Origin of the sequence: Dryocola baronae, from assembly GCF_051297175.1 — a bacterium.
Lineage (GTDB): Bacteria > Pseudomonadota > Gammaproteobacteria > Enterobacterales > Enterobacteriaceae > Dryocola.
The window spans coordinates 4,973,537-4,998,955 of the sequence record NZ_JBINNY010000001.1 but is presented as its reverse complement, the minus strand read 5'-3'; the positions used below and the strand labels follow the sequence as shown (position 1 = coordinate 4,998,955).

The window sequence follows — 25,419 nt, the reverse complement described above, 5'->3', positions numbered from 1 at the left end:
ACAAGCCGCCAGACTTTACCAGGACTGAGTTGCTTTGAAGGAATCGAGGATGCCTTTCAGCTTGCCTTCGATTTCGTCGTTATAGCCACCAGATTGGTTGATTTCTTGCATCAGCGGAGCATGGTCACGGTCAACGTAAGCCATCAGAGCGGCTTCGAAGCTACCGATTTTAGCCAGTTCCACATCTTCGAGGTAACCGCGTTCAGCAGCGAACAGAACCAGAGACTGCTGCGCAACGGACATCGGCGCATACTGTTTCTGTTTCAGAAGCTCGGTCACTTTCTGACCGTGGCTCAACTGCTTACGGGTCGCATCGTCAAGGTCAGATGCAAACTGAGAGAACGCAGCCAGTTCACGATACTGTGCCAGAGCGGTACGAATACCACCGGACAGTTTTTTCATGATCTTGGTCTGAGCTGCACCACCAACACGGGATACGGAGATACCCGGGTTAACCGCTGGACGAATACCGGCGTTAAACAGGTTGGATTCCAGGAAGATCTGACCATCGGTAATGGAAATTACGTTGGTCGGAACGAACGCGGAAACGTCACCAGCTTGCGTTTCGATAATTGGCAGCGCGGTCAGAGAACCGGTTTTCCCTTTCACTTCACCTTTGGTGAAAGCTTCAACGTATTCGGCGTTTACACGCGCAGCACGCTCCAGCAGACGGGAGTGGAGGTAGAATACGTCGCCTGGGAATGCTTCACGACCTGGTGGACGACGAAGCAGCAGGGAGATCTGGCGGTAAGCAACGGCCTGTTTAGACAGGTCATCGTATACGATCAGTGCATCTTCACCGCGGTCACGGAAGTATTCGCCCATTGCGCAACCGGCATATGGTGCCAGGTATTGCAGTGCTGCGGATTCAGAAGCAGTAGCCACAACCACGATGGTGTTAGCCAGTGCGCCGTGCTCTTCCAGTTTACGAACCACGTTAGCGATGGTTGACGCTTTCTGGCCGATAGCAACATAGATACATTTGATGCCGGAATCACGCTGGTTGATGATGGCATCGATCGCCAGAGCGGTTTTACCGGTCTGACGGTCACCGATGACCAGCTCACGCTGACCACGGCCGATTGGAATCATGGCATCAACAGATTTATAGCCGGTCTGAACTGGCTCATCTACGGACTGACGCTCGATTACGCCCGGTGCAATCGCTTCAACGGCAGAGAAGCCGTCATGCTCAAGTGGACCTTTACCGTCGATTGGTGCACCCAGGGTGTTCACCACGCGGCCCAGCAGGCCACGACCGACAGGAACTTCAAGAATACGGCCAGTACACTTAACTTTCATGCCTTCGGCAAGGTCAGCGTACGGACCCATTACTACCGCACCTACAGAGTCGCGCTCGAGGTTCAGTGCAATGGCGTAACGGTTACCCGGCAGGGAAATCATCTCACCCTGCATGACATCGGCCAGGCCGTGTACGCGGATGATACCGTCACTTACGGAAACAATAGTACCTTCGTTGTGAGCTTCGCTCACCACATTGAACTGAGCAATGCGCTGCTTGATCAGTTCGCTGATTTCGGTGGAATTCAGTTGCATGCTCCAGTCCCCTTAAGACTGCAAGACGTCTGTCAGGCGATCAAGACGGCCGCGTACGCTACCATCAATGACCATATCACCCGCACGGATGATGACACCTGCCATTACAGACTTATCAATTTTGCAATTCAGCTTCACTTTGCGTGACAGACGTTTTTCCATCGCGGCGCTGATTTTCGAGAGCTGTGCTTCGCTCAGTGCGCTAGCGGAAGTCACTTCGACTTCAACCGTGGCCTCCTGGGCTGCACGCAGTTGCACGAATTGCTCAAGAACATCAGGAAGAACCCTCAGACGCCCATTCTCAGCCATTACCCGAATCAGGTTCTGGCCGCTTGCGTCGAGTTGGTCACCACAGATAGTAATAAACGACTCAGAGAGCGTTTCCGGTGCCAGGGCACCGGAGAGAAGCTCTGCCATTTCTTCGTTTTTAGACACCTCGGCGGCGAAAGCTAGCATGGACTGCCAGTTATCGATGCTCTGGTGTTCGACGGCAAAGTCAAAAGCTGCTTTGGCGTAGGGGCGAGCTACAGTTACAAATTCAGACATCAGCCCCTCCCTCCTTACAGTTCAGCGACCAGTTTATCAACGATGTCGCTGTTAGCAGCTTCATCTACGGAACGTTCAATGATCTTCTCGGCGCCAGCGATTGCCAGCAGAGCAACTTGCTTACGCAGTTCTTCGCGAGCGCGTTTACGCTCTGCGTCGATCTCAGCCTGAGCCTGTGCGACGATTTTGTTACGTTCCTGCTCTGCCTCGGTTTTAGCTTCTTCAACGATTTGAGCACGGCGTTTGTTTGCCTGCTCGATAATCACCTGAGCTTCCGCTTTGGCTTTTTTCAGCTGGTCGGTCGCGCTGGCCTTTGCAAGGTCAAGGTCCTTGTGAGCACGTTCTGCAGAAGCGAGGCCGTCAGCAATCTCTTTTTGACGTTTCTCGATGGCTGCCATTAATGGCGGCCATACGTACTTCATGCAGAACAGAACAAACAGGACAAACGCGATGGCCTGGCCGAGGATTGTTGCGTTAAGATTCACAGCACAATGCCTCTTTGTTAGTTAACGTTCTGATATTGCTTGGTATCTTAAGCAACGCTCACTACGCGACGGCGAACATCACGTACAAACCCAGACCAACAGCGATCATTGGGATAGCATCCACCAGACCCATTACGATAAAGAACTGAGTACGCAGCAGAGGAATCAGATCCGGTTGACGCGCTGCGCCTTCCAGGAATTTGCCCCCGAGGATGCCGATACCGATCGCAGCACCGATTGCCGCAAGACCCATCATAATAGCGGCAGCCATGTACAGCAGATCCATATTCAGGTTTTCCATGACAGTCTCCAGTTTATTTCAGTTAAAACGCAGTAGTGGTAAGTAAAATCAATGCTCTTCGGATGCCATCGACAGATAGACAATCGTCAGAACCATGAAGATGAAGGCTTGCAGCGTAATGATCAGGATGTGGAAAATGGCCCAAGGCACATTAAGAATCCACTGTGACCACCACGGCAACAGACCAGCAATCAGAATGAAAATCAGCTCACCGGCATACATGTTGCCGAACAGTCGCAGACCCAGCGATACAGGTTTTGACAGCAGGCTTACCCCTTCAAGGATTAAGTTGACAGGAATAAATGCCCAGTGATTGAACGGCTGCAGCGTCAGCTCTTTCGTGAAGCCGCCAATGCCTTTCATTTTGATGCTGTAGAACAGAATAAGGATGAATACGCCAAGCGCCATAGACAGGGTGATGTTCACGTCCGCAGACGGTACCACGCGCAGTGCTGGCAGGCCGAAGATATGCTCACCGATGTAAGGCAGCAGATCGATTGGCAGCAAGTCCATCAGGTTCATCAGGAATACCCAGACGAAAATCGTCAGGGCCAGTGGAGCGATAACCTTGCTTTTGCCATGGTACATGTCTTTAACGCTGCCATGTACAAAGCCAATAATCAGCTCAATCGCGGTCTGGAATTTACCTGGTACGCCGCTGGTAGCCGTTTTCGCGACCTTGCGGAAAATAACCAGGAACAAGAGACCCAGGACCACTGAGAAGAACATGGAGTCAATGTTGAGCGTCCAGAAGGTGGCCGGGGGGTTATGCGGATCCACCAGCGAGAAAGTACGCAGGTCCAACTGAAGGTTATTCAGGTGGTGGCCTATATACTCCTGCGGTGTAGAGATTTCTCCTGCAGACATGATGCCTCTTACCCTTTGTTGTTAATTACAGCTGGTGCGAGTATCTGCACAACCAGCACCGATAACCAGCTCACTATCAGCGGTAAAACCACCGCCTTAAAGCCTACCAGCGCCACCACCAGAATGATAAAACTCGCAACCACCTTTAGCACTTCACCGATGGCGAATGTCCAGGCCACACGGCCTTTAGCAGGTGTATGCGCCTGATGGCGCCAGGCAAAAATCATAAATAATACGTTTGGCAACCAGGCTGCCAGGCCTCCGCCAAAAGCAGAAGCGCCCCAAGAGGGGTCTTTGAGGCAAAACAGCAGTCCTGCTGTTATCACTGCCAGAAGCTGGATGGACAGAAGCTTACGGGCCATGTTCCAACTTAAGAGCGACACTGACATGACGATAACTTCTCCTGCTCCCTAAGAGGTATGTCGCGTGTCGTATAAAACTGTCTTTGCGACTCAGAGTCAAGCCTCAAAAAGCGAGCAAATTATACGGTGCGGCCCCGTGATTTCAAACATTAAGTAGCAAAAAGGTGAACAAATGTTTAAATAATTTTCTGCCCACTTATTTTTCAACTTTTGATGAATCTTGGCCTCTTCTGAGAAAAGTGCAAATAAGCCTAATTACCGTACAACAAAGCGTGCACCCGATCACAGATTCACAATCTTACATTCATTGCACTTTAGGCTGTCTCATAAAGTGCGAATCTCATATGTCTGATAAATAAGCTGATTGCGCCCAACTTTTTTGAAAATAAAGCGCAACACCGCAAAAACCTTTTATTGACATACTCAATTAACTTTTAACAAGTTTGCATCCTGTTCGACGCATGTATTTTTAGCACGATAATATTTTCAACAGTGACTATTTTAATCTTTAATAACGGTAATCAGGTTAATAGCTCGAAAGCAGTTTGTAGTATTTTAGTTAAATGTAACCAATGGTGTCGGTAAAAATATCCTGTATTTTTAACCTGGGTGAAACATCCCTAATTTCACTTTTTTTGATAAAAATTAATTTCTGTTTGGCTTAATCACCACCAGATGACGTTCGCCATCCAGTTGCGGAACCCGTAAACGCACGATTTCCTCGATGCTGAACTCTGCGGGCAGCACGGCAATTTCGTCATCCGGGCGTTGTCCCTTGAGCGCGTAGAAGCGGCCATTCTCTGCTGGCAGATGGTGGCACCAGCTCACCATGTCCGTCATTGATGCAAATGCACGGCTGATAACGCCATCAAAACCAGGTTCGGCCGGGAATTCTTCAACGCGGCTTTGTACCGGCATGATGTTCTCCAGGTGAAGCTCATGCTGAACCTGACGCAGGAAGCGAACGCGCTTGCCCAGGCTATCAAGCAGCGTGAAATGAGCATCCGGACGCACGATGGCAAGCGGTATGCCTGGCAGGCCAGGGCCTGTACCAACATCGATAAAACGCGTTCCCTGCAGGTGTGGCTCCACGACGATGCTATCGAGAATATGACGCACCAGCATTTCGCCAGGATCGCGTACCGATGTCAGGTTATACGCTTTGTTCCATTTGTGGAGCAGCTCAACGTAGCCCACCAGTTGCAGCTTCTGGTTTTCAGGAAGCGTGATGCAAGCGTTGTCCAACAGATGATTCAGTTTGTTTAACACGGTTCTCAGTACCCATAAAAAAACGGGCCAGGATATCCCGGCCCTGATTAACGCTTTATCAGGCGCTGCGGCGCAGCAGCCCTTGTTTTTTTAGCCAGACAAGCAGGATGGAAATCGCCGCAGGGGTAATCCCTGAGATACGCGAGGCTTGCCCGATCGAGACAGGTTTATGATCGTTGAGCTTTGCGATCACTTCGTTAGAAAGCCCGCTCACCTGACGGTAGTCAAGCGTAGCTGGCAACACGGTATTCTCGTTGCGCTGCTGCTTGTCGATCTCATCCTGCTGACGAGCGATATATCCCTCGTACTTAACCTGGATTTCCACCTGTTCGGCAGACTGCGGATCTTCAAGCCCTGGGGCGAACGCTGAAAGTTGCATCATCTCAGCATAGGTCATTTCCGGGCGACGCAGCAGATCTTCGCCGTTTGCCTCGCGTGACAGCGGCGCGCTCAGCTTCGCGTTGACTTCTTCAACCTGCGGCGAGTGCGGGTGCAGCCAGATGTCTTTCAGGCGCTGACGCTCGCGTTCGATGTTCTCAAGCTTCTCGTTGAAGCGCGCCCAGCGCTCATCATCCACCAGGCCCATTTCGCGACCGGCGGCGGTTAAACGCAGGTCGGCGTTATCTTCACGCAGCATCAGGCGATATTCAGCACGCGAGGTGAACATGCGGTACGGCTCTTTCGTACCGAGGGTGCAAAGATCGTCCACCAGCACGCCGAGGTATGCCTGGGAGCGACCGGGCGCCCAGCCTTCTTTCTCGGCGGAGTAGCGGCCTGCGTTCAGGCCAGCTAGCAGGCCTTGGGCTGCAGCCTCTTCGTAACCGGTGGTGCCGTTGATCTGTCCGGCAAAGAACAGGCCCTGGATATATTTGCTTTCAAGCGTTGGCTTCAGATCGCGAGGATCGAAGAAATCATACTCGATGGCATAGCCCGGACGGACGATCTTCGCGTTTTCCATGCCCTGCATGGAACGGACGATCTGCATCTGCACGTCGAACGGCAGGCTGGTGGAGATGCCGTTCGGGTAAATTTCGTTGCTGGTCAGCCCTTCAGGCTCAAGGAAGATTTGATGCTGGTTGCGATCGGCAAAGCGCATCACCTTATCTTCGATGGACGGGCAGTAACGAGGACCAATCCCTTCGATAACACCCGCATACATCGGGCTGCGATCGAGGTTATTACGAATAACGTCGTGGGTCTTCTCGTTGGTGTAAGTGATGTAGCACGGTACCTGCGCAGGATGCTGGTTCACATTTCCCATGAACGAGAACACCGGCATCGGGGTATCGCCATTTTGTTGCGCAAGTACGCTGAAATCGATAGTGCGCGCATCGATACGCGGAGGTGTGCCCGTTTTCAGGCGGCTAACGCGCAGCGGCAGTTCACGAAGGCGGCGTGAAAGCGAAATGGACGGCGGATCGCCTGCACGGCCACCGCTGTAGTTATCCAGTCCGATATGAATTTTGCCATCGAGGAAAGTCCCGACCGTGAGCACAACGGCTTTTGCGCGGAACTTCAGGCCCATCTGGGTCACGGCGCCGACAACCCGATCGTTTTCCACAATCAGATCTTCAACCGCCTGCTGGAAGATCATTAGGTTCGGCTGATTTTCCAGCGCGGTGCGAACGGCCTGCCGGTATAACACACGGTCAGCCTGTGCACGAGTCGCCCGTACGGCTGGGCCTTTGCTGGCGTTTAGTATTCTAAACTGAATGCCTGCATGATCGATCGCTTTCGCCATCAATCCGCCCAGTGCGTCCACTTCTTTAACCAGATGTCCCTTGCCAATACCGCCGATCGCCGGGTTACAGGACATTTGTCCCAGCGTGTCGATATTGTGTGTCAGAAGAAGGGTCTGTTGACCCATACGGGCTGCGGCCATAGCGGCCTCGGTGCCTGCATGACCCCCGCCAATGATGATGACGTCAAAAGGATCTGGATAAAACATGGTGACTGCCTCGTGGTTAAACGGGAGGGTGACTGATTCCCGGGTTGGCGATTCTACTCAACTTTAGTCGATCGAGAAAGTACCGGGATCTTCACTAATTAAAAGAAGATCTTTTTTATTTAAAGATCTCTTTATTATGATCTCTTATTAGGATCGCCCTGTGCTGTGGATAACCGCTTTTAAGCTAAAGAGATCAAGTGATTGGGATAGATCGTTTGCTGTGAATGATCGGTGATCCCACGCCGTATAAGCTGGGATCAAAATCGAGGGTTATGCACAACTCAAAAAGTGTACAGCAGTTGTTCTTTGGATAACTACTGCTTACTACGAGCTTTTAAGCATAGTTATACACAGAAGAAAGTGCGATCTTTACAAATCCTGGATTAATTCTTTCCACGATCCGACCCAAACTTCAGCTGGATCTTCAGGAATGTCATGATCGAGGATGTTCACCTTCAGTAAAGAGCCCACTCTTTTTGCACCGCACGCGCTGAGCAAAGCGTCCATTTTCTCAATGGCACCGCAAAAAGTGTCGTACTCACGGCTGCCAATACCCACCGCGCCGTAGTGAACATTGCTCAGATCCGGATTTTCTTCCTTTATTGCATCGTAAAGCGGCTGCAGGTTATCCGGCAGATCTCCCGCGCCGTGCGTAGAAGATACGATAAGCCAGACACCGCTGGTTTGCAGATCCTCAAGCAGCGGCCCGTGCAGCGTTTCCGTTGAAAAACCGGCTTCTTCCAGCTTCTCAGCCAGGTGTTCTGCCACATATTCAGCGCTGCCAAGCGTACTGCCACTAATCAGAGTAATGTCTGCCATTGCGATCCCGCCTTTTCAAAACGAGTTGCATTGTACGCTGTGTAAGGCCTGCGATCTACCTGTGGATAATATGGGTATTACATTTAGCGGCTAGGGCTTGATGGTGCGCATAATCGGGTTCTGCAGGGAGATCAGCGTTTCGGTGGACTGAATTTCATCGATTGTTTGGATCTTGTTGATAAGTACCTGCTGGAGAGCGTCGATGGATCGGCACATTACCTTAATAAAGATGCTGTAGTGCCCGGTGGTGTAGTAGGCCTCGGTCACTTCTTCGAGGCTTTCGAGTTTAGCCAGCGCCGACGGGTAATCCTTGGCGCTTTTCAAAATGATGCCGATAAAGCAGCAAACGTCGTAGCCGAGCTGCTTGGGGCTAATGTCGATACGCGCTCCGGTGATAATTCCCGCCTGCTTCATCTTCTCGACGCGTACGTGAATGGTGCCGGGGCTTACGGCAAATTGCTTGGCCAGTTCGGCATAGGCCGTGCGCGCATTTGCCATTAAAGCTTCAAGAATGCCGCGATCCAGATTGTCGATTTGATAATTATCCATCACTTTTTCCTATGATTAATTACGAATATTCAGTTTTTATAGCCTGAAATTAACCGATTAAAAAGAGGGTGGCCTTTTTTATTATTGATTATTGAATATGGTGTCCATTCTGTTGCTTAATCGTCGGTACTGAAACAACACAGCAAAAAAGAGAAGAGCCATGAAAACCGCCTACATCGCTAAACAGCGCCAGATTAGTTTTGTGAAATCCCATTTCTCCCGCCAGCTTGAAGAAAAATTGGGTCTGATTGAAGTACAGGCACCGATTCTCAGCCGTGTGGGTGATGGTACACAGGACAACCTGTCTGGCTGTGAAAAAGCGGTACAGGTCAAGGTGAAGACCTTGCCTGAGGCACAGTTTGAAGTGGTGCATTCCCTGGCCAAATGGAAAAGAAAAACGCTCGGCCAGCATGACTTCAGCGCGGGCGAAGGGCTTTACACGCACATGAAAGCCCTTCGCCCCGATGAAGACCGCCTGACGCCTATCCACTCCGTCTATGTCGATCAGTGGGACTGGGAACGTGTGATGGGCGACGGTGAACGCCATCTCGGCACGCTAAAGCAAACCGTAGAAAGCATCTGGGCGGCAATGAAAGCCACGGAAGCCGCGGTCAGCGAACAGTATGGTCTGGTGGCTGCCCTGCCGGAGAAAATTCACTTCGTTCACAGCGAAGAGCTCCAGCAGCGTTTCCCGGATTTAGATGCAAAAGGGCGCGAACGTGCAATCGCCAAAGAGCTGGGCGCGGTATTCCTGATTGGTATCGGCGGCAAGCTGGGCGATGGCAAACGTCATGACGTTCGCGCACCGGATTATGATGACTGGTCAACAAGCAGCGAAGGCGGTTTCTCCGGCCTGAACGGCGATATTCTGGTGTGGAACACCGTGCTGGAAGATGCTTTTGAGCTCTCTTCAATGGGGATCCGCGTGGACGCCGAAACCCTGAAACGCCAGTTGGCGGTGACCTGTGATGAAGATCGTTTACAGCTCGAATGGCATCAGTCTTTGCTGCAGGGTGAAATGCCGCAGACTATCGGCGGCGGGATTGGGCAGTCACGTCTGACCATGCTGCTGCTGCAACAGCCGCACATCGGCCAGGTTCAGTGCGGCGTATGGCCTGCGGAAGTCCAGGCCAAAGTATCCGCTCTGCTATAAGCATGAAATTAACGCTGCCAGCGTCTTAGCAGGCGGCTACGCATCCCGGTATCAAAGCGCCAGATATGATCGAAAATGCGCATGATGCCGGGTTTGCCGTGTCCGGACATCGCCACGGCGTGAAAACGGTGCTGATGCGCCTGCTGTAACCCCTTCACCTTATTCACCACATCGTCCGGCAGCCGCTGCGCGATAAAATCCGAAATGACCACCGCGTCGGCATCAAACCATTCGCTGCCCTGCATTTTTTCGACGATCGAACGGAAGCAGCTCGCCAGATCGGTGCCGCCGCGAAAGCGCTGGCTCAGGAAGCGGATCGCCTGCTCGATGCCGTCCCGGCCGCAGACTTCGTAGCGCACCACTTCGCTGGAAAACAGCATAATGAAACAGCGCCGGTTATCGGCCAGTGCGATGCGCATCAGCGCCAGGCAAAACGCCTTAGCGCATTGTTCGTTGAAGCCGCCCATGGAGCCGGAGGTATCCACGCAGACGATAAACGGGCCGCGCGGCTGCTCGTCGAAATCCTGATGCACCACCGGGCGCTCAACCACCTTTTCACGCCAGGCATCACCGTGCAGCCGGTAGGTGAGCAGCTGCTTCTCCACCAGCCGCCGGTAAAACTCAAACTCAAGTTCGGTAATGCCAAGCGTTGCCAGCTCCGGCGGCAGCAGGCGCAGAATGTCGTCGCTTCGCTGCAGGCCGTCTACCTGTTCAGGTACCGTTGCAGGCTCGCGAACCATCATGCGCCAGGTTTCCATCGGCGAGTCCTTTCTCGGTACCGCCTTAGCTTCCTTCGAACGCCCCAGCTGTTCGGCAAGCTTTAACAATTCGGGCTGGCTTGCCAGAAACTCCCCGTACTGCACTATCAGCTGATAGTCACCGCGGCCGAGCGTCCCGGCGCTCATATCCCACAGACGACCTGCCGCGTTGTCGTTTTCAGAAAGCACGGGTTCCAGTTGGCCGCTCAACGCCAGGCGCTGCTGTACCTCAGCCAGCAGCCGATCGCGCTCTTCTTCCAGCAGTTCCTGGTTTAAGGAGGTCGCCTGTACGACAAGGCTTAGCCGCCAGCGCTGAAGAAACAGCGTTTGCTGGGCGGGTGTAAAATGAGGATGTTCTGCGACCAGCGCCTGGGCCTGCCCGTAAAAAGGCGACTCAACGCTTTTTAACCGCGAAAGGATTTCCGGCAGCTTAACGACAAGCTGGCTGGTCGAAAGCAGCTGGCTTTCCTGATAGCACAGCACTTCGCTTGCAAGCCCCGGAGGCACCTTTGCGTCGTGGATACGCGCCTTGAGCAGCTCGCGCCAGCGCGGAATATCCTGGGTGACGGCATTTTTTAGCCGGGGGAATTTCTCGAAGAATACCGCCAGCTGCGGCGCCGCCAGCAGGGTTAATATCAGCTCTTCTATCAATTCTGCTTCGCTGATAGCCAGGATGACGTCGAGCGTCTCAAGGCTCAGCATTATTGCCGGGCCTGCTTAATCTGTGCGGCGACGTCCTGCAGGCTGGCTTCTATCTTGCCCAGCCAGTCGCTGTGGATAAACAGGCATTTTTGCTGATCGTTGAAGTATTCGTGCTGCTGGTGGAGCGCGGCCTCGAGATCGTCGAGCTGCTGTTTGATTTCGCCAGGCATCCCTTTTTGCTCTTTGCCCGGCATCACCAGGCGGGTGCCCTGCAGGCTGACGTCGCGGATCACCAGGTGCTGCGTGGCGTCGACTTCCAGATTCAGCGCCTGCGCAAAGCCAATGCCGTTAAGCTTGCCGCGAATTTCCCCGCCTTTCACCAGCCACTGCGCCAGCGTTTCACGTGAAATCGCGATATGGATAACCTCGATATCGTGCAGTTTCAGCGGCTGCTGAAGCAGCAGCGTCAGTGATTCCCCGTTGAGGTAGTCCGGAAGCTGATACTGCGGCCGACGGCTGAACATCCCGCTCTGCTTGCTGACCGTAATGGCTTCACGGTCGCTGTGCTGCTGTTGCAGCTGGATACGGCGCTGCATGATAGCCCCTAGCTTGCTCAGCATGGCGTGCTGCTGCCAGGCCTGCCCGGTCATCAATATTTCGAGCTGCTGCTGCATCAGGTTCATGGCCGCCGTGTCGTGCCACAGACAGTCTTTCAGCAGGATCAGATCGATAGGCGCGACGGCGTGCCTGCCGCTGAAGAAGGCGCTGGCCTGCAGCAGGCGAATCGCCTTTTTCCAGCGGCGGTCGGAAACGTAGGGCGCGCCGGAAATCTCCTCAAGCTGCTGGCGCAGCGTGAAGATCAGCTCAAAAACGTTATCGGGCAGCGCGACCTGGCCAATCTCCTGCTGCCAGCTGAAGTATTCCTCGTCGCTGACCTGGAGACTTTCCGCCACCGGGTTGTCGTTTTCATCATGCTGGCTGACCAACATGGAGCGGAAATTGCCTTTCTCCTGCACTTTGTCGAGCCACAGGCGGATCAGCATGCGGTCATACAGCGCTTCGAGGCTGCTATCCGCCTCCGGAAGTTCGTTGGAGGCAGCCACCAGCAGGCGCATGGGGATTTTTTCTTCGCTTGCCCCGTTGCGGAAGCGGCGTTCGTTGATGGCGGTGAGCAGGGTGTTCAGAATGGCCGGCCCCGCCTTCCAGATTTCATCCAGAAACACGATTTCGGCTTCCGGCAGATAGCCTGCGGTCAGACGTTCATATCGCCCTTCGTCTTTCAGAGCCTGAATCGACAGCGGCCCAAATACCTCTTCGGGCGTTGAGAAGCGTGTCATCAGGTATTCAAAAGCGCGGGCATGCTTGAAGGCGAACTTAAGGCGACGGGCGATCAGGCTTTTGGCAATTCCCGGCGGCCCGAGTAAAAAGACGCTTTCCCCGCTTAAGGCCGCCAGCAGGCAAAGTCGAATGGCGTGTTGACGTTCAAAAAGTCCTTTTTCAAGCGCCTGGCTGAGTCGAGAAATTCTTTCAGCCAATAAATGTGATTGAGCCATAATTAGCTTTGCATCCTTAGGCGGTTATCGCTGTGCGGGGGGCCGAGTATATCGTTTCTACCTGAGCTCGTTAACGATTGATGAGCTGACCTTTTTTGTCTGACCAAAGATAAGCCAACTGCATTTAGGGGTACGATTTCCTTGATTATCGTGCATACTGTGCGCCTTTTTGTGGGCCAAGGGACTAAGCACACGCTTTCAGGATTCCAACAAAAGATTAGTCTATGAGCGCTGATAATAAACAATCATTGCCCGCGATTACGCTGGCTGCAATTGGGGTGGTGTACGGCGATATCGGTACCAGCCCGCTTTATACCCTTCGTGAATGTCTGTCCGGTCAGTTTGGTTTTGGCGTAGAACGCGACGCCGTGTTCGGATTTTTGTCCTTAATTTTTTGGCTGCTGATTCTTGTCGTTTCCGTGAAGTACCTCACCTTTGTCATGCGTGCGGATAACGCCGGTGAAGGTGGGATCCTGACGCTGATGTCTTTGGCCGGGCGTAACACCTCGGCAAGAATGACCTCGGTGCTGGTGATCATGGGGCTTATCGGCGGCAGCTTCTTCTATGGCGAGGTGGTGATAACCCCGGCGATATCGGTCATGTCTGCGATAGAGGGGCTTGAGATAGCCGCGCCGTCGCTGGATGCCTATATCGTCCCGCTGTCGATAATCGTGCTGACGCTGCTGTTTATGATTCAAAAACACGGCACCGGCATGGTGGGCAAGCTGTTCGCCCCGGTGATGCTGCTGTGGTTCCTGGTGCTCGCCGTTCTTGGCGCGCGCAGTATTATCGCTAACCCGGAAGTGCTTCAGGCGCTGAATCCGGCCTGGGCGGTTCACTTCTTCCTCGAATATAAAACCGTGTCGTTCTTTGCGCTGGGCGCGGTCGTGCTTTCTATTACCGGCGTGGAAGCGCTGTATGCGGATATGGGGCACTTCGGCAAATTCCCGATTCGTATCGCGTGGTTCGCCGTCGTGCTGCCGTCGCTGGTGCTGAACTACTTCGGCCAGGGCGCGCTGCTGCTGACAACGCCGGAAGCGATTAAAAACCCGTTCTTCCTGCTGGCCCCCGACTGGGCGCTGATTCCGCTGATGATTCTGGCGACCCTTGCCACGGTTATCGCCTCCCAGGCGGTTATCTCCGGCGTCTTCTCGCTGACTCGCCAGGCCGTGCGCCTGGGCTACCTGTCGCCGATGCGCATTATCCACACCTCGGAAATGGAGTCCGGGCAGATTTACGTTCCAGCGATTAACTGGATCCTCTATATCTCCGTGGTTATCGTCATCGTTAGCTTCGAGCATTCCAGTAACCTGGCGGCGGCTTACGGGATTGCGGTCACCGGCACCATGGTGCTGACGTCTATTCTTGTCTGTACCGTGGCGCGTAAAAACTGGCACTGGAACAAAATCGGCGTGCTGCTGATGGGCGTCGGTTTCCTGTGCATTGATATCCCGCTGTTCTCCGCCAACGCCGTGAAAATCTTCTCCGGCGGCTGGCTGCCGCTTAGCCTGGCGCTGGTGATGTTCATCATCATGACGACCTGGAAAAGCGAGCGTTTCCGCCTGCTGCGGCGTATGCATGAACACGGCAACTCTCTGGAAGCGATGATCGCCTCACTTGAAAAGTCGCCGCCGGTACGCGTGCCGGGCACCGCGGTTTACATGTCTCGCGCGCTGAACGTCATTCCTTTTGCGATGCTGCATAACCTCAAGCACAACAAGGTGCTGCACGAGCGCGTGGTGCTGCTGACGCTGCGAACCGAAGATGCGCCGTACGTTCACAACGTTAAGCGCGTTTCCATCGAGCAGCTTTCGCCGACCTTCTGGCGCGTGGTGGCAAGCTACGGCTGGCGCGAAACGCCGAACGTTGAGGAAATCTTCCACCGCTGCGGCCTGGAAGGGCTGAGCTGCAGGATGACCGAGACATCGTTCTTTATGTCCCACGAGTCGCTGATTATCGGTAAACGGCCATGGTATCTGCGCCTGCGCGGCAAGTTGTTCCTGGCGCTTCAGCGCAACGCCCTGCGGGCACCGGACCAGTTTGAGATCCCGCCGAACAGGGTTATCGAGCTGGGCACCCAGGTCGAGATTTAACGAGAACGCCTCTTCAACCGAAGGGGCGTTTTTTATTGTGGCCGAGCGCGCTCTCATTTAACCGCTTGTGAAAATGATGAGCGAAACGTTTCGATACCGATCACATTTTCATAACCTGGTGGTTGTTTTGTCGCCATGACATTTCCTACACTCCGAATCAGCGAAACGTTTCGCTAGTGGAGTAAGAAAATGAAGAAAGGCACCGTTCTCAACGCTGATATCTCGTCCGTTATTTCCCGTCTTGGCCACACCGACATGCTGGTGGTTGCCGATGCCGGGTTGCCCATTCCGCGCAGCACGCAGCGCATTGATTTGGCGCTGACACACGGCGTACCCGGCTTTATGCAGGTCGTGGATGTCGTAACGCAGGAGATGCAGGTTGAAGCGGCGATCCTTGCTCAGGAAATCCAACAACATAATCCAGAGCTCCACGAAACGCTGCTCAAACACATCGAACAGCTGCAACAACACCAGGGAAACACCATTTCTATTCGCTATATCAGTCACGAGCAGTTTAAGCAGCACACCGCGCAGGCACATGCGGTTATTCGCAGCGGGGAGTGTTCCCCGTATGCGAATGTCATTCTCTGCGCTGGCGTAACTTTCTGAGGCCGGCATGGAACCGTTACTGCAACTCAAAGGGATCGATAAAGCGTTCCCAGGCGTAAAAGCTCTTTCTGGCGCCGCGCTGAACGTTTATCCCGGACGCGTGATGGCGCTGGTGGGCGAGAACGGCGCGGGCAAATCCACCATGATGAAAGTGTTAACCGGCATTTATCAACGCGATGCCGGTTCGCTCTTATGGCTTGGGCAGGAAACCACGTTCAACGGCCCGAAATCTTCGCAGGAAGCGGGGATCGGCATTATTCATCAGGAGCTCAACCTGATCCCGCAGCTCAGCATTGCGGAAAACATCTTCCTCGGGCGCGAGTTCGTTAACCGCTTCGGCAAGATCGACTGGAAGAAAATGTACGCCGAGGCGGACAAGCTGCTGCTGAAGCTTAACCTGCGCTTTAACAGCCAGCGGCTGGTGGGCGATCTGTCGATTGGCGACCAGCAGATGGTTGAAATCGCCAAGGTGCTGAGCTTCGAATCCAAAGTCATCGTGATGGACGAGCCGACGGATGCGCTGACCGATACCGAAACGGAATCGCTGTTCCGCGTGATCCGCGAGCTGAAAGGCCAAGGGCGCGGCATCGTCTATATTTCCCACCGCATGAAAGAGATTTTCGAGATTTGCGATGACGTCACCGTCTTCCGCGACGGCCAGTTCATTGCCGAACGCGAGGTGGCGTCGCTCACCGAAGACTCGCTGATTGAAATGATGGTCGGACGCAAGCTTGAAGACCAGTACCCGCGCCTGAATAAAGAGCCGGGCGAGATTCGTCTGCGCGTCGATAACCTCTCCGGGCCGGGCGTAAACGACGTTAGCTTCACCCTGCGCAAAGGCGAAATCCTCGGCGTGGCCGGGCTGATGGGTGCTGGGCGTACAGAATTAATGAAGGTGCTGTACGGCGCGCTGTCGCGTACCGGCGGCTACGTTGCGCTGGATGGCCGCGAAGTGGTGGCGCGTTCCCCGCAGGACGGCCTGGCGAACGGCATCGTGTATATCTCCGAGGACCGCAAGCGCGACGGGCTGGTGCTCGGCATGTCGGTGAAAGAGAACATGTCGCTGACCGCGCTGCGCTATTTTAGCCATAACGTCGGCAGCCTGAAGCATAAAGATGAGCAGCAGGCGGTGCAGGACTTTGTCCGTCTGTTCAACGTTAAAACGCCGTCAATCGAGCAGCCGATTGGCCTGCTCTCCGGCGGCAACCAGCAAAAGGTCGCCATTGCGCGCGGGCTGATGACGCGCCCGAAAGTGCTGATTCTGGACGAGCCGACCCGTGGCGTAGACGTTGGCGCAAAGAAAGAGATTTATCAGTTAATCAACCAGTTTAAAGCCGATGGGCTGAGCATCATCCTCGTTTCGTCGGAAATGCCTGAGGTGCTGGGCATGAGCGACCGCATCATGGTGATGCATGAAGGGCACCTTGGCGGAGTCTTTACCCGCGAAGAGGCCACCCAGGAAACATTGATGGCGGCGGCCGTCGGTAAGCTTAATCGCGTGAATCAGGAGTCTGCATAAATGAGTACCCAGTCTGTTTCTACCCGCCGCTGGTTCACTAAAGCGTGGTTGTTGGATCAAAAATCGCTGATCGCGCTGCTGGTGCTGATTGCGATTGTCTCGAGCCTGAGCCCGAACTTCTTTACCGTCAATAACCTGTTTAACATCCTGCAGCAAACCTCCGTGAACGCCATCATGGCGGTGGGGATGACGCTGGTCATTCTGACCTCCGGGATCGACCTGTCCGTCGGTTCTTTGCTGGCGCTGACCGGGGCGGTGGCCGCCTCGATTGTTGGCCTTGAAGTGAATGCGCTGGTGGCGGTTGCCGCGGCGCTGGCGCTGGGTGCCGCAATCGGGGCCGTGACTGGCGTTATCGTTGCGAAAGGGCGGGTGCAGGCGTTTATCGCGACGCTGGTGATGATGCTGCTGCTGCGCGGGGTAACCATGGTGTATACCAACGGCAGCCCGGTAAATACGGGCTTCTCTGACAACGCCGACGTGTTTGGCTGGTTTGGTATCGGCCGCCCGCTGGGTATTCCAACGCCGGTATGGATTATGGGTGTGGTGTTCCTGGCCGCCTGGTACATGCTGCACCATACTCGTCTGGGCCGTTACATCTACGCGCTTGGCGGCAACGAGGCGGCGACGCGCCTGTCCGGCATCAGCGTTAACAAAGTCAAAATTATCGTTTACTCACTCTGTGGTCTGCTGGCTTCGCTTGCCGGGATCATCGAAGTGGCGCGGCTTTCCTCCGCACAGCCTACGGCAGGCACCGGCTACGAGCTGGACGCTATCGCCGCCGTTGTGCTTGGCGGTACCAGCCTTGCGGGCGGCAAGGGGCGTATTGTCGGGACGCTGATCGGCGCGCTGATCCTGGGCTTCCTGAACAACGGGCTGAACCTATTAGGTGTTTCTTCTTATTACCAGATGATCGTCAAAGCAGTGGTTATTTTGCTGGCGGTGCTGGTGGACAACAAAAAGCAGTAAATCATAACCCTACAGGACATCTGACTATGAATATGAAAAAGCTGGCTACCCTGGTTTCCGCTGTTGCACTGAGCGCCACCGTTAGCGCAAACGCCATGGCGAAAGACACCATCGCGCTGGTTGTATCCACGCTCAATAACCCGTTCTTCGTTTCCCTGAAAGACGGCGCGCAGAAAGAAGCCGACAAGCTGGGCTACAACCTGGTCGTGCTGGATTCGCAGAACAACCCGGCTAAAGAGCTGGCGAACGTGCAGGACCTGACGGTTCGTGGCACCAAGCTTATGCTGATTAACCCAACCGATTCCGATGCGGTAGGCAACGCGGTGAAAATGGCCAACCAGGCCAAAATCCCGGTAATTACCCTGGACCGTATGGCAAACCAGGGCACCGTGGTCAGCCACATTGCTTCTGATAACGTCGCGGGCGGCAAAATGGCCGGTGACTTCATCGCCAAGAAAGTCGGTGACGGCGCGAAGGTTATCGAGCTGCAGGGGATCGCCGGTGCTTCCGCCGCGCGCGAACGTGGCGAAGGCTTCAAGCAGGCAACGGCAGCCCACAAATTTACCGTTCTGGCGAGCCAGCCTGCGGACTTCGACCGTACAAAAGGTCTGAACGTCATGCAGAACCTGCTGACCGCGCATCCTGACGTGCAGGCGGTGTTTGCTCAAAACGACGAAATGGCGCTGGGCGCGCTGCGTGCGCTGCAAACTGCAGGTAAAACCGATGTGCTGGTGGTGGGCTTTGACGGCACCGCAGACGGCGTGAAGGCAGTTGAAGGCGGCAAGCTGGGCGCAACGGTCGCGCAAATGGCTGACCAAATCGGCGTCATCGGCGTAGAAACTGCGGATAAAGTGTTGAAGGGCGAGAAAGTCGACGCGAAAATCCCGGTTGACCTGAAGCTGGTTACTAAATAAGACGAATAAAAGAAAAGCAGGGCATCGCGCCACCTTATAAATAGAGGTGGCGCACTTAACTGGACATACATAATGAAAAGCAAAGGCAGTCTCGTCGTCCTCGGCAGTATCAACGCAGACCATATCCTCAACCTTGAACACTTTCCCACGCCGGGTGAAACCGTCACCGGGCAGGAGTATCAGGTGGCGTTTGGTGGGAAGGGTGCTAACCAGGCCGTAGCAGCCGGGCGTAGCGGTGCAGACATAGCCTTTATTGCCTGCGTGGGTGACGACGATACCGGCAGTCGCGTGTGCAAGCAGTTGGCCAGCGATAATATCGACACCGCGCCTATCAGCACTATCAAAGACGCCGCCACTGGCGTTGCGCTGATCTTCGTAAACGGTGCAGGTGAAAACGTGATTGGCATTCATGCCGGAGCCAACGGCGCGCTGACGCCTGCGCTGGTGAACGCGCAGCAGCAGAAAATTGCCGACGCCTCCGCGTTATTAATGCAGCTGGAGTCGCCGCTGGAAAGCGTGCTGGCTGCGGCTAAAATTGCTCATCAGAACCAGACTAAAGTCGTGCTTAACCCCGCGCCCGCCTGCGAGCTGTCGGACGAGCTGCTGGGGCTGGTGGATATGATCACCCCGAACGAAACCGAAGCGGAAAAGCTTACCGGTATTCGTGTTGAAAATGACGAAGATGCGGAAAAAGCCGCGCAGGCGCTGCACGGCAAAGGCATCGAAACCGTCATTATTACGCTTGGCAGCCGTGGCGTATGGCTGAGCGATCGGGGTAAGGGACAGCGCGTTCCGGGCTTTAAGGTTAAAGCCGTGGATACCATTGCCGCAGGCGACACCTTTAACGGTGCGCTGGTGACGGCGCTGCTGGAAGATAAGCCTATGGCTGAGGCTATTCGCTTTGCACACGCCGCGGCCGCAATCGCCGTCACCCGTAAAGGTGCCCAGCCCTCCGTGCCGTGGCGCAACGAAATTGACGAGTTCTTGCAGCAGCAGGGGTAATCTTGGCCACCATGAAAGATGTCGCTCGCCTCGCGGGCGTCTCCACCTCGACGGTTTCACACGTCATTAATAACGACCGGTTCGTGAGCGAGGCGATTCGCGAGAAGGTCGACGCTGCGATCAAAACGCTGAACTACGCGCCTTCCGCTCTGGCGCGTAGCCTCAAGCTTAATCAAACGCATACCATCGGCATGCTGATCACCGCCAGCAGCAACCCGTTCTATTCTGAGCTGGTGCGCGGCGTAGAGCGTAGCTGCTTTGAGCGTGGTTACAGCCTGGTGCTTTGTAATACGGAAGGCGACGAGCAGCGCATGAACCGCAACCTCGAAACGCTGATGCAAAAACGCGTCGACGGGCTGCTGCTGCTGTGTACCGAAACTCATCTCCCTTCTGCGGAGATCATGAATCGCTATCCTTCTATTCCCACCGTGATGATGGACTGGGCGCCATTCGAAGGCGAAAGCGATGTGATTCAGGATAACTCCCTGCTGGGCGGCGAAATGGCGACTCAGCATCTTATCGATAATGGATACACGCGCATTGCCTGTATAGCCGGGCCGCAGGATAAAACCCCCGCGCGGCTGCGCCTCGAAGGCTATCGCAAAGCGATGCTGGCCGCCGGGCTTGAGATCCATCCTGGGTATGAAATCATCGGTGACTTTGAGTTTCAGGGCGGATTTACGGCCATGAACTCGCTGCTGTCGTTGGATCAGCCGCCGCATGCGGTCTTTACCGGCAACGATGCGATGGCGGTGGGTGCTTATCACGCGCTTTACCAAGCCGGGTTGAGCGTGCCGGGTAATATGGCCGTTGTGGGATACGATGACATTGAGCTGGCGCGCTACATGACGCCGCCGCTGACGACCATCCATCAGCCAAAAGACGAGCTGGGCGAGCTAGCCGTGGATGTGTTGATTCATCGTATGGCGCAGCCCACCCTCGCGCAGCAGCGCCTGCTGCTGACGCCGGAGCTGGTGGAGCGCGGTTCGGTTTAGCGCCTGTGGCGTTCTTTTATCAGGTTGCGCCCGTCCTTCGGGCGTAGCAGCAGGAACACCATCGCGGAAACCAGCGTCACCGCGCCCATCGTCAGGAACGTATAATGGAACTGCTCGACGGTGTTAATGCTGTCGATTCCCTCATAAAGACGGAGCACCGCGGCGCTCACCGCCACGCCAAGGCTAATAGAGAGCTGCTGAGTTACGGCCAGCACGCTGTTACCGCTGCTGGCGTTTTCATCCGTCAGGTCGGCAAGCGTAATGGTGTTCATGGCGGTAAACTGTGTGGACATCGCCATCCCCAGAATAAACAGCGGCAGGATCAGCAGCCAAACCTCCATTCCCGGCGACTGCAAGGAAAACTGCCCAATCAGCAGACCAATCACCAGCGTGATGCCGACCAACGTCTTCCTGTAGCCGAACCAGCGCAGTACCTGAGTCACGGTTGATTTTGCCAGCAGCGAGCCGAAGGCGGTTGGTGCCATCATGCAGCCCGCAATTAATGCCGTATAGCCAAACCCGACCTGCAGCATTAAAGGCATCAGGAAGGGCACGCACCCGGTGCCCAGGCGTGAGGCGAGGTTGCCAATGATGCCTATCGAGAAGGTTCGGGTTTTAAACATCGGCAGAGCGATAAGGGGCGTCGGGTGGCGGCGCGCGTGCCATATATAAGCCGCGAGCAAAGCCAGCCCTCCGAAGATAATCAGAATGCCGATATAGCTTGCCACGATGCGTTCGCCGAACAGCTCCATGCCGCTTGAGATGGCAACCAGGCTTATGCCGAACAGCAGGAAGCCTGTCATATCGAAGCTGCGGCGCGGCGTCGTGAAGTTTGGCATGTATTTGCGCGCGTAGAGCAGGCCGAGAATACCGATAGGAATATTAATAAGGAAGATCCAGTGCCAGCTCGCCCATGTCACCAGTACCCCACCCAGCAGCGGCCCCAGAATCGGGCCGACCAGGCCTGGCATCGTCACGAAGTTCAGTACCGGCAACAGTTCGCTGCGCGGATAGGCGCGCAGTAAAGCCAGGCGTGCAACGGGCATCATCATTGCGCCGCCAATACCCTGGATGACGCGGAAGATAACCAGCTGGCTTAGCGAGCCCGACATGGCGCAGGCGAACGAACCGAGCGTAAAGAGAGAAACCGCAACCATAAACACGCGACGGGTGCCGAAGCGGTCGGCGAGCCAGCCGCTTACCGGGATCAGCATCGCAACGGTAAGCGTGTAGCTGATAATCGCGGACTGCATCGCCAGCGGCGAGCGGCCAAGGCTGTGGGCGATAGCGGGGAGGGCGGTGTTAAGGATGGTGGCATCCAGCGCCTGCATAAAGAAGGCCATCGCCGCAATCCACGGCAGCCCGGCCATATTGCGAGCAGATTTGGTCATTAGAATCCTGATGTTTTAAAGCAGCCAGGAATACGTGATTTTACCCGTGAGAGAAGGGCTCTTTTAATAATGCCTGGCCTGCCGCTAGCGCAGCCTGGCTATCTCCCTGGGAAATGGCATCAACGATTGCCTGGTGCAAATCGAGTTTAATCACTTCGTTATCGGTTATCGCGGTGAAGTAATTGTAATAAATAGAACGGAATAAGTTAGCGAAAGAACACAGGAAAGGGTTACCGCTCATTTCATAGATGTGCTCGTGGTAGGCCATATCGACCTCTACCCAGCGTTCGCGGTCAAATGCGCTTTTCAACTTCACCATTTCCGCCATCATCTCATTGAGACTGGCTTTCTGTTCGCGGCTTCCATTTATTGCGGCTAGCGCACAGGCCTGGGGTTCGAGGCTATTACGCATCACAAGGAAGTATTCGACAACATCATTAAAGTTCTCCTCGGTCATCCACCAGGTGAGGAGTTCCTTATCAAGGAAGTTCCAGTGGCCGCGAGGCATTACTCGGGTGCCAATGCGCGGGCGCGGTAAAACCATCCCTTTTGCTGTTAATGTCTTTACTGCTTCGCGTACGGCGGTGCGGCTCACGCCAAACAGTTCGCCCAACTCTATCTCGCCGGGCAAAATGCTCCCCGCTTCGTATTCTCCTCTGAGAATGCGCTGTGCCAGCTTCTCGGCAAGAACGTAAGACAGGTTCTTTTGTGCAGCGAGTTGTTGTGCAGATAAAGACATGGGGAATTCCTTTAGCTATTTTTCTCTTTGTAGTATGCCATTGCCGATCTCTTTCTGATGCTAAAAACAGCAAATATCCCGTATTGCGCGCCTTTTACAGCGTATTTGATGAAAAAAAAGGCGCTTGGTAATTTATTTGCAATAAACCCTTGTCAGCCTCCGAAAAATCCCTATACTGCGCCTCCACTGACACGGCACAACGGCTTACAAACCGGCCCGTCAGTCAGACGAAAGCGAAAATAAACGCTTGACTCTGAAAGAGGAAAGCGTAATATACGCCACCTCGAGAAAGCCAGCGAAAGCGGCTAACTCACTGCTCTTTAACAATTTATCAGACAATCTGTGTGGGCACTCGCAGGATTGATATCTCAGTACCTTCGGGTACAAAAAAATATCAAGTCTTGAAGAGTGACCAAGCAGTAATTCATTTAGTTGAATTATTACGAAAGTTAATTTTTGAGCACCGCTTCACGAGTTGAAGCAAATCAAGCTTTTAATTGAAGAGTTTGATCATGGCTCAGATTGAACGCTGGCGGCAGGCCTAACACATGCAAGTCGAGCGGCAGCGGAAAGTAGCTTGCTACTTTGCCGGCGAGCGGCGGACGGGTGAGTAATGTCTGGGAAACTGCCTGATGGAGGGGGATAACTACTGGAAACGGTAGCTAATACCGCATAACGTCGCAAGACCAAAGAGGGGGACCTTCGGGCCTCTTGCCATCAGATGTGCCCAGATGGGATTAGCTAGTAGGTGGGGTAATGGCTCACCTAGGCGACGATCCCTAGCTGGTCTGAGAGGATGACCAGCCACACTGGAACTGAGACACGGTCCAGACTCCTACGGGAGGCAGCAGTGGGGAATATTGCACAATGGGCGCAAGCCTGATGCAGCCATGCCGCGTGTATGAAGAAGGCCTTCGGGTTGTAAAGTACTTTCAGCGAGGAGGAAGGCATTGTGGCTAATAACCGCAGTGATTGACGTTACTCGCAGAAGAAGCACCGGCTAACTCCGTGCCAGCAGCCGCGGTAATACGGAGGGTGCAAGCGTTAATCGGAATTACTGGGCGTAAAGCGCACGCAGGCGGTTTGTTAAGTCAGATGTGAAATCCCCGGGCTCAACCTGGGAACTGCATTTGAAACTGGCAAGCTTGAGTCTTGTAGAGGGGGGTAGAATTCCAGGTGTAGCGGTGAAATGCGTAGAGATCTGGAGGAATACCGGTGGCGAAGGCGGCCCCCTGGACAAAGACTGACGCTCAGGTGCGAAAGCGTGGGGAGCAAACAGGATTAGATACCCTGGTAGTCCACGCCGTAAACGATGTCGACTTGGAGGTTGTTCCCTTGAGGAGTGGCTTCCGGAGCTAACGCGTTAAGTCGACCGCCTGGGGAGTACGGCCGCAAGGTTAAAACTCAAATGAATTGACGGGGGCCCGCACAAGCGGTGGAGCATGTGGTTTAATTCGATGCAACGCGAAGAACCTTACCTACTCTTGACATCCACAGAATTCGGTAGAGATACCTTAGTGCCTTCGGGAACTGTGAGACAGGTGCTGCATGGCTGTCGTCAGCTCGTGTTGTGAAATGTTGGGTTAAGTCCCGCAACGAGCGCAACCCTTATCCTTTGTTGCCAGCGGTTCGGCCGGGAACTCAAAGGAGACTGCCAGTGATAAACTGGAGGAAGGTGGGGATGACGTCAAGTCATCATGGCCCTTACGAGTAGGGCTACACACGTGCTACAATGGCGCATACAAAGAGAAGCGACCTCGCGAGAGCAAGCGGACCTCATAAAGTGCGTCGTAGTCCGGATCGGAGTCTGCAACTCGACTCCGTGAAGTCGGAATCGCTAGTAATCGTGGATCAGAATGCCACGGTGAATACGTTCCCGGGCCTTGTACACACCGCCCGTCACACCATGGGAGTGGGTTGCAAAAGAAGTAGGTAGCTTAACCTTCGGGAGGGCGCTTACCACTTTGTGATTCATGACTGGGGTGAAGTCGTAACAAGGTAACCGTAGGGGAACCTGCGGTTGGATCACCTCCTTACCTAATAGATACAACCCGCGTAGTGCTCACACAGATTGTCTGATAGATGTAAAGAAGCAAGGCGTCTTGCGATTGAGACTTCAGTGTCCCCTTCGTCTAGAGGCCCAGGACACCGCCCTTTCACGGCGGTAACAGGGGTTCGAATCCCCTAGGGGACGCCACTTGCTGGTTTGTGAGTGAAAGTCGCCGACCTCAATATCTCAAAACTGACTCTGTAGAGTTATGTTTGAGATATTTGCTCTTTAAAAATCCGGAACAAGCTGAAAATTGAAACGACATGTCGTCTCATTCCTCCGTAATAAGGAATGGGAATACGATATGTTCGAGTCTCTCAAATTTTCACAAC

Annotated in this window: 21 protein-coding genes, 1 tRNA gene, 1 rRNA gene and 1 pseudogene; 10 read left to right on the top strand and 14 right to left on the bottom strand. The window is 54.3% G+C overall.

What is annotated here, in order from left to right; translation table 11 throughout:
* Positions 1-15 precede the first annotated feature (15 nt).
* The 10 genes from atpA to asnC form a co-directional block, all read right to left on the bottom strand.
* Positions 16-1,557 carry a F0F1 ATP synthase subunit alpha gene (gene atpA / locus ACSPHG_RS23580; RefSeq protein WP_435955887.1) on the bottom strand — a complete coding sequence of 514 codons (1,542 nt, stop codon included), beginning with the start codon at positions 1,555-1,557 and terminating at the stop codon, positions 16-18.
* Positions 1,558-1,569: 12 nt separating this feature from the next.
* Positions 1,570-2,103: a F0F1 ATP synthase subunit delta gene (gene atpH, locus ACSPHG_RS23575; protein WP_435955886.1), complete on the bottom strand. Its 534-nt coding sequence runs from the start codon at positions 2,101-2,103 to the stop codon at positions 1,570-1,572.
* A gap of 14 nt (positions 2,104-2,117) precedes the next feature.
* Positions 2,118-2,588, bottom strand: a complete 471-nt coding sequence (gene atpF, locus ACSPHG_RS23570; protein ID WP_121263716.1) for a F0F1 ATP synthase subunit B — start codon at positions 2,586-2,588, stop codon at positions 2,118-2,120.
* 61 nt (positions 2,589-2,649) lie between these two features.
* Complete coding sequence (gene atpE / locus ACSPHG_RS23565; RefSeq protein ID WP_004393045.1) at positions 2,650-2,889, bottom strand: F0F1 ATP synthase subunit C; 240 nt, start codon at positions 2,887-2,889, stop codon at positions 2,650-2,652.
* A gap of 48 nt (positions 2,890-2,937) precedes the next feature.
* Positions 2,938-3,756 carry a F0F1 ATP synthase subunit A gene (gene atpB / locus ACSPHG_RS23560; RefSeq protein WP_435955884.1) on the bottom strand — a complete coding sequence of 273 codons (819 nt, stop codon included), beginning with the start codon at positions 3,754-3,756 and terminating at the stop codon, positions 2,938-2,940.
* A gap of 8 nt (positions 3,757-3,764) precedes the next feature.
* Positions 3,765-4,145 (bottom strand): F0F1 ATP synthase subunit I, encoded by a 381-nt coding sequence (gene atpI, locus ACSPHG_RS23555; RefSeq protein ID WP_435955883.1) that lies wholly within the window; start codon positions 4,143-4,145, stop codon positions 3,765-3,767.
* Between the two features lie 618 nt (positions 4,146-4,763).
* Positions 4,764-5,387 carry a 16S rRNA (guanine(527)-N(7))-methyltransferase RsmG gene (gene rsmG / locus ACSPHG_RS23550; RefSeq protein ID WP_435955882.1) on the bottom strand — a complete coding sequence of 208 codons (624 nt, stop codon included), beginning with the start codon at positions 5,385-5,387 and terminating at the stop codon, positions 4,764-4,766.
* Positions 5,388-5,445: 58 nt separating this feature from the next.
* A complete protein-coding gene (mnmG, locus tag ACSPHG_RS23545) occupies positions 5,446-7,335 on the bottom strand; it encodes a tRNA uridine-5-carboxymethylaminomethyl(34) synthesis enzyme MnmG (RefSeq protein ID WP_435955881.1) in 1,890 nt (629 codons plus the stop codon).
* Between the two features lie 369 nt (positions 7,336-7,704).
* Positions 7,705-8,154 carry an FMN-binding protein MioC gene (gene mioC, locus ACSPHG_RS23540; protein ID WP_435955880.1) on the bottom strand — a complete coding sequence of 150 codons (450 nt, stop codon included), beginning with the start codon at positions 8,152-8,154 and terminating at the stop codon, positions 7,705-7,707.
* A gap of 90 nt (positions 8,155-8,244) precedes the next feature.
* Positions 8,245-8,703 (bottom strand): transcriptional regulator AsnC, encoded by a 459-nt coding sequence (asnC, locus tag ACSPHG_RS23535; RefSeq protein WP_435955879.1) that lies wholly within the window; start codon positions 8,701-8,703, stop codon positions 8,245-8,247.
* Between the two features lie 160 nt (positions 8,704-8,863).
* Here asnC and asnA point away from each other — a divergent pair, with 160 nt between their 5' ends.
* On the top strand, positions 8,864-9,856 hold the full coding sequence (asnA, locus tag ACSPHG_RS23530) for an aspartate--ammonia ligase (RefSeq protein WP_435955878.1): 993 nt from the start codon (positions 8,864-8,866) through the stop codon (positions 9,854-9,856).
* Positions 9,857-9,864: 8 nt separating this feature from the next.
* On the opposite strand, the gene viaA is transcribed toward asnA, so the two are convergent.
* Positions 9,865-11,316 carry an ATPase RavA stimulator ViaA gene (gene viaA / locus ACSPHG_RS23525; RefSeq protein ID WP_435955877.1) on the bottom strand — a complete coding sequence of 484 codons (1,452 nt, stop codon included), beginning with the start codon at positions 11,314-11,316 and terminating at the stop codon, positions 9,865-9,867.
* Entirely contained in the window at positions 11,316-12,809 is a 1,494-nt protein-coding gene (gene ravA / locus ACSPHG_RS23520; RefSeq protein WP_435955876.1) for an ATPase RavA, read from the bottom strand. The genes viaA and ravA overlap by 1 nt, the downstream gene beginning before the upstream one ends.
* A gap of 224 nt (positions 12,810-13,033) precedes the next feature.
* Here ravA and kup point away from each other — a divergent pair, with 224 nt between their 5' ends.
* The 7 genes from kup (at position 13,034) to rbsR (ending at position 20,907) form a co-directional block, all read left to right on the top strand.
* Entirely contained in the window at positions 13,034-14,902 is a 1,869-nt protein-coding gene (gene kup, locus ACSPHG_RS23515) for a low affinity potassium transporter Kup (RefSeq protein ID WP_435955875.1), read from the top strand.
* A 189-nt stretch (positions 14,903-15,091) separates the two neighbouring features.
* On the top strand, positions 15,092-15,511 hold the full coding sequence (gene rbsD / locus ACSPHG_RS23510) for a D-ribose pyranase (protein WP_435955874.1): 420 nt from the start codon (positions 15,092-15,094) through the stop codon (positions 15,509-15,511).
* A 7-nt stretch (positions 15,512-15,518) separates the two neighbouring features.
* Entirely contained in the window at positions 15,519-17,030 is a 1,512-nt protein-coding gene (gene rbsA, locus ACSPHG_RS23505; protein ID WP_435955873.1) for a ribose ABC transporter ATP-binding protein RbsA, read from the top strand.
* The gene (gene rbsC / locus ACSPHG_RS23500; RefSeq protein WP_435955872.1) at positions 17,031-17,996 is read left to right on the top strand and encodes a ribose ABC transporter permease; all 966 of its coding nucleotides are present in this window, start codon (positions 17,031-17,033) and stop codon (positions 17,994-17,996) included. It abuts the gene before it with no gap.
* 26 nt (positions 17,997-18,022) lie between these two features.
* Complete coding sequence (rbsB, locus tag ACSPHG_RS23495; protein WP_435955871.1) at positions 18,023-18,910, top strand: ribose ABC transporter substrate-binding protein RbsB; 888 nt, start codon at positions 18,023-18,025, stop codon at positions 18,908-18,910.
* A gap of 72 nt (positions 18,911-18,982) precedes the next feature.
* The gene (gene rbsK, locus ACSPHG_RS23490) at positions 18,983-19,912 is read left to right on the top strand and encodes a ribokinase (protein ID WP_435955870.1); all 930 of its coding nucleotides are present in this window, start codon (positions 18,983-18,985) and stop codon (positions 19,910-19,912) included.
* 2 nt (positions 19,913-19,914) lie between these two features.
* Complete coding sequence (rbsR, locus tag ACSPHG_RS23485) at positions 19,915-20,907, top strand: ribose operon transcriptional repressor RbsR (RefSeq protein ID WP_435955869.1); 993 nt, start codon at positions 19,915-19,917, stop codon at positions 20,905-20,907.
* Here rbsR and mdtD read toward each other — a convergent pair.
* Positions 20,879-22,298, bottom strand: a pseudogene (gene mdtD / locus ACSPHG_RS23480) (multidrug transporter subunit MdtD); the annotation flags it as partial. The gene rbsR and the pseudogene mdtD sit on opposite strands and share 29 nt — an antisense overlap.
* Positions 22,299-22,338: 40 nt before the next feature.
* Positions 22,339-23,037, bottom strand: a complete 699-nt coding sequence (locus ACSPHG_RS23475) for a FadR/GntR family transcriptional regulator (protein ID WP_435955868.1) — start codon at positions 23,035-23,037, stop codon at positions 22,339-22,341.
* Between the two features lie 494 nt (positions 23,038-23,531).
* Here ACSPHG_RS23475 and ACSPHG_RS23470 point away from each other — a divergent pair.
* Positions 23,532-25,073, top strand: a 16S ribosomal RNA gene (locus ACSPHG_RS23470).
* Between the two features lie 85 nt (positions 25,074-25,158).
* Positions 25,159-25,234, top strand: a tRNA-Glu gene (locus tag ACSPHG_RS23465).
* Positions 25,235-25,419 lie beyond the last annotated feature (185 nt).

Bases quoted from the DNA above. Each gene is read 5' to 3' on its own strand.
- viaA (WP_435955877.1), bottom strand. From the start codon at position 11,316: ATGCTGAGCCTTGAGACGCTCGACGTCATCCTGGCTATCAGCGAAGCA.
- rbsB (WP_435955871.1), top strand. From the start codon at position 18,023: ATGAATATGAAAAAGCTGGCTACCCTGGTTTCCGCTGTTGCACTGAGC.
- kup (WP_435955875.1), top strand. From the start codon at position 13,034: ATGAGCGCTGATAATAAACAATCATTGCCCGCGATTACGCTGGCTGCA.
- ravA (WP_435955876.1), bottom strand. From the start codon at position 12,809: ATGGCTCAATCACATTTATTGGCTGAAAGAATTTCTCGACTCAGCCAG.
- ACSPHG_RS23475 (WP_435955868.1), bottom strand. From the start codon at position 23,037: ATGTCTTTATCTGCACAACAACTCGCTGCACAAAAGAACCTGTCTTAC.
- mioC (WP_435955880.1), bottom strand. From the start codon at position 8,154: ATGGCAGACATTACTCTGATTAGTGGCAGTACGCTTGGCAGCGCTGAA.
- atpE (WP_004393045.1), bottom strand. From the start codon at position 2,889: ATGGAAAACCTGAATATGGATCTGCTGTACATGGCTGCCGCTATTATG.
- atpB (WP_435955884.1), bottom strand. From the start codon at position 3,756: ATGTCTGCAGGAGAAATCTCTACACCGCAGGAGTATATAGGCCACCAC.
- rbsD (WP_435955874.1), top strand. From the start codon at position 15,092: ATGAAGAAAGGCACCGTTCTCAACGCTGATATCTCGTCCGTTATTTCC.
- asnA (WP_435955878.1), top strand. From the start codon at position 8,864: ATGAAAACCGCCTACATCGCTAAACAGCGCCAGATTAGTTTTGTGAAA.
- atpA (WP_435955887.1), bottom strand. From the start codon at position 1,557: ATGCAACTGAATTCCACCGAAATCAGCGAACTGATCAAGCAGCGCATT.
- mnmG (WP_435955881.1), bottom strand. From the start codon at position 7,335: ATGTTTTATCCAGATCCTTTTGACGTCATCATCATTGGCGGGGGTCAT.
- rbsC (WP_435955872.1), top strand. From the start codon at position 17,031: ATGAGTACCCAGTCTGTTTCTACCCGCCGCTGGTTCACTAAAGCGTGG.
- rbsK (WP_435955870.1), top strand. From the start codon at position 18,983: ATGAAAAGCAAAGGCAGTCTCGTCGTCCTCGGCAGTATCAACGCAGAC.
- atpI (WP_435955883.1), bottom strand. From the start codon at position 4,145: ATGTCAGTGTCGCTCTTAAGTTGGAACATGGCCCGTAAGCTTCTGTCC.
- atpH (WP_435955886.1), bottom strand. From the start codon at position 2,103: ATGTCTGAATTTGTAACTGTAGCTCGCCCCTACGCCAAAGCAGCTTTT.
- asnC (WP_435955879.1), bottom strand. From the start codon at position 8,703: ATGGATAATTATCAAATCGACAATCTGGATCGCGGCATTCTTGAAGCT.
- rbsA (WP_435955873.1), top strand. From the start codon at position 15,519: ATGGAACCGTTACTGCAACTCAAAGGGATCGATAAAGCGTTCCCAGGC.